The 13064-nt window shown below is 35.9% G+C and carries 11 protein-coding genes, 1 tRNA gene and 1 pseudogene; 3 read left to right on the forward strand and 10 right to left on the reverse strand.

Annotated features, from left to right (window positions below; translation table 11 throughout):
* Positions 1-194 precede the first annotated feature (194 nt).
* Positions 195-878 carry a hypothetical protein gene (locus tag RHO12_01065; protein WVD66375.1) on the reverse strand — a complete coding sequence of 228 codons (684 nt, stop codon included), beginning with the start codon at positions 876-878 and terminating at the stop codon, positions 195-197.
* Positions 879-1457: 579 nt separating this feature from the next.
* Between RHO12_01065 and RHO12_01070 the strand changes: the two genes are divergently transcribed.
* Positions 1458-2144, forward strand: a complete 687-nt coding sequence (locus RHO12_01070) for an endonuclease (protein ID WVD66376.1) — start codon at positions 1458-1460, stop codon at positions 2142-2144.
* A 6-nt stretch (positions 2145-2150) separates the two neighbouring features.
* On the opposite strand, the pseudogene RHO12_01075 reads toward RHO12_01070, so the two are convergent.
* Positions 2151-2515, reverse strand: a pseudogene (locus RHO12_01075) (integrase core domain-containing protein).
* Between the two features lie 640 nt (positions 2516-3155).
* Here RHO12_01075 and RHO12_01080 point away from each other — a divergent pair.
* On the forward strand, positions 3156-3365 hold the full coding sequence (locus RHO12_01080; protein WVD66377.1) for a hypothetical protein: 210 nt from the start codon (positions 3156-3158) through the stop codon (positions 3363-3365).
* 199 nt (positions 3366-3564) lie between these two features.
* On the opposite strand, the gene RHO12_01085 is transcribed toward RHO12_01080, so the two are convergent.
* A tRNA-Cys gene (locus RHO12_01085) sits at positions 3565-3638 on the reverse strand.
* Between the two features lie 391 nt (positions 3639-4029).
* Here RHO12_01085 and RHO12_01090 point away from each other — a divergent pair.
* Positions 4030-5165, forward strand: a protein-coding gene (locus RHO12_01090; GenBank protein ID WVD66378.1) for an IS3 family transposase whose coding sequence is annotated in 2 segments (ribosomal slippage) — positions 4030-4285 and positions 4285-5165 — 1137 coding nt in all. Because the reading frame shifts where the segments join, the coding sequence is not laid out codon by codon here.
* A gap of 110 nt (positions 5166-5275) precedes the next feature.
* Here the strand turns inward: RHO12_01090 and RHO12_01095 are convergent.
* From RHO12_01095 to RHO12_01125, 7 genes are all read right to left on the reverse strand, one after another.
* Positions 5276-7108: an ABC transporter ATP-binding protein gene (locus RHO12_01095; GenBank protein WVD66379.1), complete on the reverse strand. Its 1833-nt coding sequence runs from the start codon at positions 7106-7108 to the stop codon at positions 5276-5278.
* 75 nt (positions 7109-7183) lie between these two features.
* Positions 7184-7888: a phosphate signaling complex protein PhoU gene (gene phoU, locus RHO12_01100; protein ID WVD66380.1), complete on the reverse strand. Its 705-nt coding sequence runs from the start codon at positions 7886-7888 to the stop codon at positions 7184-7186.
* 65 nt (positions 7889-7953) lie between these two features.
* Positions 7954-8721, reverse strand: coding sequence for a phosphate ABC transporter ATP-binding protein PstB (pstB, locus tag RHO12_01105; GenBank protein WVD66381.1), 768 nt, complete (start codon positions 8719-8721; stop codon positions 7954-7956).
* Positions 8722-8751: 30 nt separating this feature from the next.
* Positions 8752-9615, reverse strand: coding sequence for a phosphate ABC transporter permease PstA (gene pstA / locus RHO12_01110; GenBank protein ID WVD66382.1), 864 nt, complete (start codon positions 9613-9615; stop codon positions 8752-8754).
* Positions 9612-10571 (reverse strand): phosphate ABC transporter permease PstC, encoded by a 960-nt coding sequence (pstC, locus tag RHO12_01115; protein ID WVD66383.1) that lies wholly within the window; start codon positions 10569-10571, stop codon positions 9612-9614. The genes pstA and pstC overlap by 4 nt, the downstream gene beginning before the upstream one ends.
* A 65-nt stretch (positions 10572-10636) precedes the next feature.
* Entirely contained in the window at positions 10637-11671 is a 1035-nt protein-coding gene (gene pstS, locus RHO12_01120) for a phosphate ABC transporter substrate-binding protein PstS (GenBank protein WVD66384.1), read from the reverse strand.
* 257 nt (positions 11672-11928) lie between these two features.
* Positions 11929-12891 carry an aminoimidazole riboside kinase gene (locus RHO12_01125; protein ID WVD66385.1) on the reverse strand — a complete coding sequence of 321 codons (963 nt, stop codon included), beginning with the start codon at positions 12889-12891 and terminating at the stop codon, positions 11929-11931.
* Positions 12892-13064 lie beyond the last annotated feature (173 nt).

Consider the following 13064-nt stretch of genomic DNA (forward strand, 5'->3'; position numbering starts at 1 on the left):
ATTTGATAAATAATAAAGCTGCATAATGCACATGCGGCTATTACTCAGCAGGCATTAAAAAAGCCCACTACTTTATTCACTGGCGGAGTTGAGGACTAACATAATAATTCATAAAACTAGCTGTAAAGGGGCTTACGGGTGATTTTTAGGTAATAAAAAACCGCTACATCAGCGGTTAGTAAATTTGATTTTATCTATTCTTTAATATTGTTTTTTTCTAGTTGTTCTATTATATCTTTATTCCAATCATTAATTGCCCCTACAGCATCATCAAATTCTTTTCTAATCAATGGTATTTTGGAAAAAAATAGAATTCCGTAAAATACTATATTCCAAATTAATATAGCAATCCAAAAAGACGTCATAGATGAACTGCTACGTATCTCAAAAAAGTTAAAATAAAAATTTAATGATAAAAATATTGATGCAATTAAATATGTAATAAACCCTATTAACCACCAAGAGAGCCATTTTTTACTAGTTCGCAAATTGAAATCTTTTAATTGCCTCTTATCTGGTTCAATCGTTCCATCGTTATGAATACAAGAATATGTTATTATTTTGCATAATAAATTTCGAGGCATATCTTTATTGCTAAGTCCTTTAACAATTCTAAAATAGACTAGCTGGTTTACTTTTTTTCTTATTTTTGTGAGTTTCATTAATGATAAATATCTTATTTGGTTAGTTAACCATTCATTAATGAATTCGGGATAAAGCGCTGAATACTCTTTTTTATATTTTACAAATTTACTTAGCTTTCTTGATGACGGAAGGTAAGCATCAAAAAATGTAAATGAGTTTGTCAATAAAGTTAAAGATCCTCCTATTGCTGCAGCCAAAGAGCCTGATTTAATAATTATTTCTGCGATATCCATTACCAATCTACTTTATTCTAATTTTTATAGAAAACTAATTTAATATAAATAAATGGTCAACGCTATTTATTTTCACTCCAAATTTAAGACCTTGTATCAAGGTGCTTTGATTTTAATATTATTCAACATCAATAAAATAATAAAAAATTTATTATTAGAATCTAGCTTAGTAATCAGGCTTTTTAGTGCTATTAGTAATTTTTAAGGCATGGCTAATTAGTTATGTTTAAGGGTCTTATTGTCGACGTAAATTACGTGATAGAGTTTTTGCTAGGAACGTGATAATATGTTTTTAATTTGTTTTTTATATATAAAAATTAAAAACGACATTTTTATTTGAATTTTTTATTTTAATGTTGACAATTGGATACCAAAGTCAGTCTATAATATGACATTTTGTATAAACCTTAATATATACAATGATGATTGGCAATCGCTTTCATTTTTTTCCAAAATTTTCCTAGAATAACTATAACTTATCAATTAAAAAAATTTTGAGGGAGTGCTAGTGTTTGCATCTATGTACAAATTTCTAAAAATTAGTTGAGTAAATACTATTATAGTTCGGGATGCAATACAGTGAAACAATTTATTATTCTCGCCTTTTTATTATCTTTTATACCTGGCGTACTAGCTCAAAACTTCAATCAAGCTAAAACACAATTAGTTAAAATTTACACAAATAATCCAGAACAGAAAGAGTTCTATTGTGACTGTGATTTTAAATTTATAGGTAAGAAAGGTGCTGTTGATTTAGCTAGCTGTGGCTATCAAGTTCGTAAGAATCAAAACAGGGCAGAACGTATAGAGTGGGAACATGTAATGCCGGCTGAAAACTTCGGGCGACAGTTACAATGTTGGCAAAAGGGTGGGCGTAAGAACTGCAAAAAAGATGCTACATTCAATTTAATGGAAGGTGATATGCATAACTTACAACCTGCTATTGGTGAGGTTAACGGCGACCGCTCTAATTATAACTATTCGTTATTTACTAAGAATTTTACACAATACGGTCAGTGCAAATCTGCTGTAGCTTTTAAAGCTCGACAATTTCAACCACGTGATGAAATACGTGGCACAATCGCAAGAACATACCTTTATATGTCAGATAAATACAAGCTAAACTTGTCTAGACAGAACGAACAATTAATGAATGCCTGGAATAAGATGTACGAGCCAAGCGAATGGGAATGTAAACGGAACCTCTTAATAGCAAAAATTCAAGGCAATGATAATACGTTCATTACTGAACAATGTAAGTATTAATATGTGTCACTCAGAACCTAGGCTGACATTGTTAGTTTGAAAATTTAACTTCTGTTTTAACATTTCATAAGGTGTTTGTCCAGAATGAGCTGAATGGGGTCGGTGAAAATTATAAAAAGCTTCCCATTCAGCTAATTTTTGATGCAAATCGACATCATCAGTGTATTCAATTAATTGATAGAATTCTTGTTTATCAGTTAGATGAGAGCGCTCTACCTTACCATTTAATCGAGGTGTTCCAGGTTTTATATAAACATTGGAATGTCCATACCTAAATCATGAATATGCCAATTAAATTTTGATTGAAATTCATGCCCATTATCGGTTCGAATCGTTTTAATTCTAAAAGGAAACTTCTCAACCACATAGTTATCGAGTTATTTTTATATTTGCGCTAACTGCATGTGATAAAACTGAAACATAATGTAGTAGAGTAACTAATGAATAAGCAATATACGCCGTTCATAAATCGCTTAATTGCAGATTTTCATATCTAAATAAAATTGACACGTGAAATTTAATCCAACTTTCAAGCAGTCATGCTACCAACAGCCAGTAATAAAAAATAAGCTTTTGATAGGTATAAACCATTGACTTGGTATGTATAAGCTTTACTAAGTCTAACTTGGTTATGTTTTCGCTAGTTCTATAAAAGTATTTAAATAAATTAGTTAAGCGAGTTACTAAAGTAGTTATCAACAGATTTTGTGGATTAAAAAAGCTCGCTTGATATAACTTTTGCTGCATTTAATCACTCACTGTTAATTAATATAAACCTAATTATAAGGGAGCAGGTTGTTCGGGTATGATAATTATTGTTAGTAATCTCTTTAGTTATAGGGCGATTAAATGTTAAACATTAACGCTATACTACTTTTGTCGCAAAAATGAATGATTTATGTTTAAAATAGTCAAGTTAATAGTAAAGGTCATATGCTTGGTTCAGACTTTCTTGACTAGTAAGCACAAGAATTTATAATATACAAACCGCATAAAAATGAGGATTTCAAAATGAAAAAACCAAGTGCTGATGCTCTTGCTATAAAATTAACCTCTAAAATATTGTCTACAAACCCAACTTCAATTATTTATAGCTCTAACTATGGTGAAAACACGACAAAGGCAGCAAAAGCTGTGGCAGATTTTATTAGAGTACTTTCAAACCGACTACAATCGGATATTGATGAGAGTGTTTTTGATGATATTCTCGATAAGAGCTAATTAACTCAATAGCCTTACAAGCTTTTTCTACTAGCACTAACGCGGTTTTAATCTTGTCTGGCTATTCTTTCCGAAATAGCACTTTAATTATTCTTTATTTATTAATAGGTAATAGAAGATTATAGCTCAATTAAACGTCAAATAGTTTAGATTAGTCTTTATATGATGATTTTGATGGATAACTTTAATTGTTATTAAATGGAGGCGCGTCCCGGAATCGAACCGAGGTCCGCGGATTTGCAATCCGCTGCATAACCACTCTGCCAACGCGCCAAATAAGCGACGCTAATTATGGCGGTATTTTATAGTTATGACAAGAAAATTTTTTAAATTTGAATTTTATTGAATAAATATTCACCTTTTTGCTTGTAACTGAAAGATCACCTTAACATTATCTACGATTAATCAATTCAAAATAAATAGTAAATAATATATTTTGATTAAATTTTAATAAATATCATCTGGTTATGATTAATCGATTAAATTACTAGATAAAATGTCTGATCTATAGAGATCGTTTCAATTTGGCGATCTCTAAATCTCGCTTATAATTGGCATCCTGAATACGCTCATTCCTCACATCATAATTATTTGGATAGGCTACACTAATTCATACAACTTTTTTAGGGGGTAAGGTAAACTTGCCACCAAAAAGGAAATAAATATGAATAAAGTTAAGCGAGAAAGACGAACATTTAATGCTGATTTTAAACAGCAGATGGTTAATTTATATCAGCATGGTAAGTCTCGTAGTGAATTAGTTGCGGCATATGATTTGACGCCATCAGCATTAGATCGCTGGATCACCCAAGCCACTCAAAGTGGTTCATTCAAAACAAAAGATAACCGTAGCCAAGAAGAAAAAGAATTAATCGCTTTACGTAAAGAGCTTAAGCAGCTTCGAATGGAAAACGATATCCTAAAGCAAGCCGCACTGATAATGGGACGAAAATCGATATTCTAAAAGCCAATCGGCATCGTTATCGTGTTGTTACATTATGTCAACAATTAGGAATATCAAGGCATTATGCTTATTATCAGTGCAAAGCCAATAAACAGAAATCGGTGGTCTATTATGCCGATAAAATTTTAACTATTTTTAAACGTAGTTACCGCGCCTATGGGACTCGGCGAATTCGCCTTGCCTTGCAGGAAGACGGTATTCATGTTTCTCGTCGTTACATTGCTAGAGTAATGAAATGGTTATTACTGACATCAAAGTATACCGTTAAACGGTATAAAACACACCATAAAGAGGTGAATGAGGCCACGACAGCCAATCATTTACAACGTGAATTTGATGCGGGAGATAAAAGACAGGTGATTGTTGCTGACTTGACCTATATTCGGGTTGATCAACGCTGGAATTATTTATGTGTTTTATTGAATTTATCTAATAGACAAATTAGTGGCTACAGCGTTGGTAAGCATAAAACAGCAGACTTAGTGATGTCAGCATTAAGTCAAATTAAACAGCCATTATCAAGCCTAAATTTATTCCATTCAGACCGAGGGAAAGAATTTGACAATCAGCTACTCGATGATTGTTTTAAGACGTTTAATATTCAACGTTCATTAAGTAAAAAAGGCTGTCCTTACGATAATGCTGTTGCGGAAGCCACATTTAAGACGATTAAAACGGAGTTTGTAAAAGATGAAGAATTTATGACAACAACTATGCTACGACAAGCATTTGCTGCATATGCTTATTGGTATAACAATAAGCGGTTACATTCTTCGTTAGGCTATTTGCCTCCCGTTAAATTTAGCAAACAAGTACCCCTTAATTTTTTTGTATGAAAAGGTGTGGACATTCCCGTTGTTATTCAATTTTATCCGTTTTCAAATGAATAGTTCCCTTTTTTATTTTTTTCCTTAAACGAAACTGAGGTTAGTTAATAAACAGAACTTCACTCATCTCCCAAAAAACCACCGCTTTGGTGCTTCCAGAGCTGAGCATACAGGCCGTTTTGAGCTAATAACTCTTGGTGCGATCCTTGTTCAATTATTTTACCCTTGTCTAATACGATTAAACGATCCATTGCCGCAATAGTGGATAAACGGTGTGCGATGGCAATAACCGTTTTATCTTGCATTAGTTTATATAGGCTATCTTGAATTGCGATTTCGACTTCGGAATCGAGAGCACTGGTTGCTTCATCTAATAGCAAAATTGGCGCATTTTTTATCATGACTCGCGCGATGGCAATACGTTGTCGCTGTCCACCTGACAGTTTAATACCGCGTTCGCCAACAAAGGCATCATAACCGCTACGACCTTTAGCATCTTTAAGCGATAAAATAAACTCCTCCGCTTCGGCTTGCCGAGCGGCATCGCGCATTTGTTCATCAGTTGCCGCCGGCTTACCATAAAGTAGGTTTTCTCGTACCGAGCGGTGGAGTAATGAGGTATCTTGTGTGACCATCCCAATTTGAGCGCGTAAACTATCTTGAGTCACTCCAGCGATATCTTGATCATCGATCAGTATTTGACCGCTTGTAACATCATACATGCGTAATAATAGATTTATTAATGTTGATTTACCTGCTCCAGAGCGACCGACTAAACCAATTTTTTCACCCGGTTTAATCGTAAGTTGCATATTTTTAATAATCGCGTCATTTTTATGATTAGCGTAATTAAAGATAACGTCATTAAAGGTAATTTTGCCTTGTTTGACAGTTAATTCTGTCGCACCAGGTTTATCTTGTACGGCTTGCACGGCTGAAAAAGTATTAATACCGTCTTGTACGATACCGATATTTTCAAATAGTGCTGTCATTTCCCACATAATCCAATGAGATAAACCATTGAGTCTTAATGCCATCGCAGTGGCTGCGGCAATTGCCCCAATCCCCACCAGCGAATCAGTCCATAAGAGCAATGCAATGCCCGCGGTGCTCAGTATTAGGCCGATATTAAGTAAATGATTAATAATTTCAAAACTACTGACTAATCTCATCTGTTGGTTAACGGTTACTAAAAAACCATTCATTGATTCTTTCGCGTAACTTGCTTCATTGCCTGCATGAGAAAATAGTTTTACTGTCATTATATTTGTATAAGCGTCAGTAATTCTTCCCGTCATCAGTGAACGTGCATCGGCTTGTAATCTGGCTACTTTACCTAGTCTTGGCACAAAATAAACCAAAGCGACAATATAGCAGGTTAACCATGCCGCAAACGGTAACAAAAACCAAAGGTCAAAGCCCGATAAAACAGCAGACATCGTTATAAAATAGATCACTGCAAAAACCAGAATATCGGCGATTAAAAAGCAGGTATCTCTCACAGCTAATGAAGTTTGCATGACTTTAGCGGCTACTCGACCCGCAAATTCATCTTGAAAAAAACGCATACTTTGATTCAATACCAGACGATGTAAGTTCCAGCGTAAGCGCATTGGAAAATTACCGGCCAGTGCTTGGTGTTTAATAATAGTTTGGGCGGCAACTAATAACGTGCTGGCAATAATAATTGCCGCTAAAATAAAGAGTGTTTTACCTTCCTTTTGCCAAAGTTCACTAGGAGCAATCACGGTTAACCAATCGACCATTTTACCCATCATCGCAAATAAAAATGCCTCAAAAGCGCCAGTGGTTGCGGTAAATAGGATCAGTAACATGATAAAGAAACGAGAACCTTTGGTCGCTTGCCAAATAAACGAAAACAACCCTTTTTGTGCAATTTCTGGTGTTGAGTCAGGGTAGGGATTAACTAGTTTTTCGATAAATTTATACATATATACATCCAATATCACAGTAACAATATTTTAATATGTAGGCGATATGTGGTAGTTTCAAGCTTTACATGGATATTATTTATTGAGTAGGGTTTCTATAACATCGTCACCAACGTGCCTAAAATCTTGCCCTTTAATAAAATAAAAAATTAGCTCACTAATATTTTGACAGCGGGAGCTAATGCGCAAAATTGATCTAGCGCAGTTTAATGCCGTAATAATATTCGGTATAGAGCGAGGATCTTCCATCATAAATGTCATATGTTGACGGATCACCATCTCATAATTTTGATTAATACGCTTATCTTCTTTATAAACACGTACGGCCTCATTGAGATCCATTCGTGTAAAAGCATCTAACACATCATGTAGCATTAAGATCACATTATGGCTCATTGCATCAAGACCTGTCAGGATATCTTGCTGCTCCTGAGTAAAGCTTTGTTTGGCAATCTGGCAAATATCTTTAGCTGAGTCACCAATACGTTCTAGTTCAGTTATCGCTTTAATAATAACGATAATTAAACGTAAATCACTTGCCGTGGGTTGCCGCTTAGCAATAATTTTGACACAGGCCTCATCAATTTCAACTTCTAACTTATTCACTTTTTGATCGTTTTTTATCACTTGTTCAGCTAAGTTTTCATCGTGGTTGAGTAGGGTACTAATTGCATCACTCAACTGTTTTTCAACCACGCCACCCATGACCATAATTTGAGTACGAATATGCGCAAGCTCAGCATCAAATTGTCCCGAAATATGTTTACCTAAATAATCCATAACACCCTCTTAATTTTTATGCCAATGTAATATTAGATGTAATTAAAATTAATTGACTAATAATGTTAGCCGTAGCGCCCTGTTATATAATCTTCGGTTTGCTTCTTGCGCGGAGAAGTAAACACATCATCGGTTTTGCCATACTCAATTAATTCACCCAAATACATAAATGCAGTTGAATCTGAACATCTTGCCGCTTGTTGCATATTATGGGTGACAATTAAAACAGTATAATCTGATTTCAGTTCGGTTATGAGCTCTTCAATTCTACCTGTTGAGATAGGATCAAGTGCTGAGCATGGCTCATCAAGCAACAGTACTTCAGGTCGAATAGCGATGCCTCTTGCAATGCAAAGGCGTTGTTGTTGACCACCAGATAAACTATAACCACTCTGATTCAGCTTATCTTTTACCTCAAACCATAGCGCCGCTTTAGTCAACGCCCACTCAACGCGCTCATCCATTTCAACACGAGATAGCTTTTCAAATAGCTTAATACCAAAAGCGATATTGTCATAAATTGACATTGGGAAGGGTGTCGGTTTTTGAAAAACCATGCCGACTTGCGCCCTTAATAAAGAAATATCACGATTATCAGTCAAAATATTAAGGCCATTTAATAATATTTCACCGGTAGCATGTTGCTCAGGATAAAGTTGGTACATTTTATTAAAGGTACGCAATAAGGTTGATTTACCGCAGCCAGAAGGACCGATAAAAGCAGTAACATTATTGGCTTTAATATCAATTGAGATATTTTTTAAAGCCTGAAATTTATCGTAGTAAAAGTTAAGATTACTTACTTCAATTTTTGTCGTTGCATTTGATACCATAGTGAATCCTAATTATCTCGATTAATTTGTTTATTTGGTTTTTCGCCTAAATAGCACCCTTGCCAGAATATTTAAGCACAATACAAATAGCGTAATCAGTAATACTCCCGCCCATGCTAACTGCTGCCATTCAATAAATGGACTCATGGCAAATTTAAATATAGTGACGGGTAAATTAGCGATAGGGTGAGATAAATCAAGGCTCCAAAATTGGTTTGATAAGGCCGTAAACAATAGGGGCGCCGTTTCACCCGCAATTCTAGCGATTGCCAGTAGTACGCCAGTTACTATGCCAGATAAAGATGCTTTCAAAGTGATTTTAAGAATTACTCGCCAACGAGGTGTACCTAATGCATAAGCCGCCTCACGCAGTGTGTTTGGGATCAGAAGCAACATATTTTCGGTTGTTCTGACAATAATCGGCAGCTGAATAAGCGCTAATGCAATAATACCCGCCCAGCCAGAAAAGTGCCCCATATAGACCACCACAAGCATGTAGACAAATAAGCCAATAATTATTGAAGGGGCGGAGAGTAAAATATCATTAATAAACCGAATAATATTCGCAAGTAAGCCTTTTTTACCGTACTCGGCAAGATAAACACCCGCTAAAATTCCAATAGGGGTACCGATCACCGTTGCCCAGACAATAAGTAGTATGCTGCCCATAATTGCGTTAGCAAGTCCGCCTCCATCCGTGTTTGGTGGTGGCGTCATTTCGGTAAAAACATCGAGCGATAAGCCGCCTAACCCTTTTTCAAAGGTGGAAAATAAAATCCAAACTAACCAAAATAGACCGAAGGCCATCGTCAGTAATGATAAGGTGATCGCAACTTTATTTTTTACTCTACGCCAATTTTGCAATCGATTACGGCTAGGTGCATTATTCATCATGCTTGACCTTCTTTTTTATTCAATCTCGCAATGAGTAATTTTGAGCAAGCAAGCACAATAAAGGTAATTGCAAATAATATCAGGCCAAGCTCCATTAATGCCGCAGTATGGAGGCCGGGTGCGGCTTCAGCAAATTCGTTAGCAATGGCTGATGTGATGCTATTGCCTGGCATGAAGAGTGATAAGCTATCAAGCTGGTAAGTATTACCAATAATAAAGGTTATAGCCATTGTTTCACCTAATGCTCTGCCTAAGCCTAACATAATACCACCAATGACACCGTTTTTTGTGTAAGGTAATACGACATAGCGAATACACTCCCACGTAGTACAGCCAACTCCGTAAGCGGCTTCTTTCATCAAAATAGGGGTTTGTTCAAAGACGTCACGCATGACCGAGGCAATGTAAGGAATAATCATAATCGATAAAATCAACCCAGCGGCTAAAATACCGATGCCAAAAGCTGGCCCTGTAAAGAATAGGTTGATAAATGGAACATTAGCAAAAATATCATTCATCGGAATTTGAAAATAGGTCGCAAAAAATGGCGCGAATACAAATAAGCCCCACATACCATAAACAATACTTGGGATCGCTGCCAATAATTCAATTGCGATACCTAACGGTCTTTTAAGCCAGCTAGGTGATAGTTCCGTCAAAAATAGTGCAATCCCAAAACTTACAGGGACAGCGATTAATAATGCAATAATGGAGGTGACAATTGTGCCATAAATAGGGACTAAGGCACCAAATTGTTCAGCGGGCACATCCCACTCTTTATGCCATAAAAAAGACAACCCATATTGGCTGAGACTCGGCCAAGCACTAATGATTAAAGATAAAATAATACCACTTAATAGCAGTAGCACCAAAATTCCAGAACCTCTAACAAGGCTATCAAAAATAATATCGCCCCATTTAGATGGTACTTTTTTTGTTTGTTTAATTTTTATCATCGTGTTGAATTCTATTTAGCGAGTTCAAGTAAACAAGGCGATATATATCGCCTTAGGCAACGTAATTAATAAACTGGTTTACCATTTTTATCAATAATATTGGCTGACCATGCGGTCTTTATTTGTCTGATAACGCCATCTGGCAACACGGCATAGTCGAGATTGATCGCTTGCTCGGCACCATCTTTATAAGCCCAATCAAAAAATTGTAATACGTTTTTACCTTTAATTGCATCCGACTGCGATTGATGAACTAAAATAAAGGTTGTTGAGGTGATTGGCCACGCATTTTGACCTTGCCGATTGGTTAAGTCCTGCGCAAATGTCTCACTCCAGTTAGCCTTTTCAGCCGCGGCGCTAAAACTTGATTCAGATGGAGTAACTACGGTGTTATCTGCTGAATATAGCTTAGTGTAAGCTAAGTTATTTTGTTTGGCATAAGCATATTCAACATAACCAATTGAGCCAGGCAAACGTTGAATAAAAGCCGCTACGCCATCATTACCTTTTCCACCAATCCCAACCGGCCATTTTACTGTAGTGCCTATGCCAATTTGATTTTGCCAACTATTATTGACTTTACTTAAATAGGTGGTAAAAACAAATGAGGTTCCCGATCCATCAGCACGTCTTATTACATTTATTGCTTGATTGGGCAAGGCTATATTCGGATTTAATTTAGCAATTGCCGCATCATTCCATTTAGTTATTTTACCTAGATAAATATCACCGAGTGCTACACCGTCAAGCACTAAGTCACCAGATGTAATTCCGGGTACATTAATTGCGATAACAATGCCTCCGATGACAGTTGGAAATTGGAATAGACCTTGTTCCTTCAGTTCACTATCAGATAAAGGCGCATCGCTGGCACCAAAATCAACAGTATTGGCATTAATTTGTTTAACCCCACCCGAAGAGCCAATCGATTGATAATTTACTTTAACGCCGGTTGCTTTGTGGTATGAATCCGCCCATTTAGCATAAATTGGTGCAGGAAAAGAGGCGCCAGCACCGGTAATATTAACATCAGCAAGCGCTGCTGAAGAAAGAACAAATAATGATGAAATAATAGTGGAAAGTATCAGTTGATTTTTCATATCTACTCCATTGGTTTGATTACATTATTTATGTTACGTTAACAATAATATAGAACGATTATGACAACGATATGACAATATAAAATTAAATATTGAATTCAGTAACTAATTGTAAAATTTAATAAAATAGAGAAAATATCAATAGACGGTAAGTGGTTTATAATAGCGGTTTTCCTCATCAGTAGACTAAGAATACCGCATCAGATATAAACAATAAGGCTATAGAGAAAGAGAGTAGATATTGAGTGGCTAGCTGTTTATTGACCGATTAATCGACCATCAAGAGTCTTATTGTCACTAATAAATTGTTGCAAGTAATTATTATCAGGTAGCGCAGTTAATGCGCCTTTCTTCGTCGTTGCTAATGCTCCGCACGCGCTGGCAATTGAAATCATGGTATCAATCATGGCAATATTATCGGGCAAACCGTTGATTGCAATACTACTGAGCAAACCAGCTACAAACGCATCGCCAGCGCCAGTAGTATCAATACTATTAACCTTATAGGCTAAATAGTGATATTGATGGTTTTTCCACACCACAATACTACCTTCGCTGCCTTTAGTGATAATTTTTAAGCTAGCAGGATATAGTTCATCTAATTTAGCCAATGCGATAGCCCAATCTTGGCTTTCGGTAAGCCAAAATAACTCTTCGTCAGATAATTTTAAAATATCAGCACACTTAGCAAATTGATTAATAATTTCGCGCATCTCCTGTTTATCATCCCACATCTGTTCTCGTAGATTAATATCAAAGCTAATCTTACCATTGCTTAATTTTAGCTTGGCTATGGCATTGGCTAATGTTGTTCGGCAGGTTTTTCCGACTAAGGCAAGCGAACAAAAATGTAAAATATCGGCTCCAAAGGCCGGAATTGCGTCTTGTGATAAAAACTGGTCAGCGGAAGGTGAAACTAAAAATGTAAAACTCCGTTCGCCATTTTTGGCTAAATCAACCAATACGGTACTGGTTTTTACGTTAGGATCAAATTCTAAATATTGACAATCAACACCATATTCGGTGAATGTCTCTTGCATAAAATGGCCAAAAGGATCATTTCCCACGCGGCCAATAAATCCGGCACAATTACCAAGCTTTGCAATCCCAATTGCAACATTAGCTGGAGCGCCTCCGGCACAGGCTTGGTAGCGTTTATTTTCTAACGGTAGTAAATCAACAACAGCATCACCTAAACACCAAATTTTCGTCTTTTGCATAGTTTAATTCTTATAGTTAGTGATAATCACACAACGATTGTATGAAAGTAAAATAATCATTGAGTTTATTTTATGTTAGGTCGATCACAATTAGCTAATGTTAACGTTAACTTTCGTGATTAACATCACATTATTTACATCAAAAAGTATGAATTTTATTAGTTAACGTTAAC

This window comes from Orbaceae bacterium lpD02, from assembly GCA_036251875.1.
GTDB lineage: Bacteria > Pseudomonadota > Gammaproteobacteria > Enterobacterales > Orbaceae > Orbus > Orbus sturtevantii.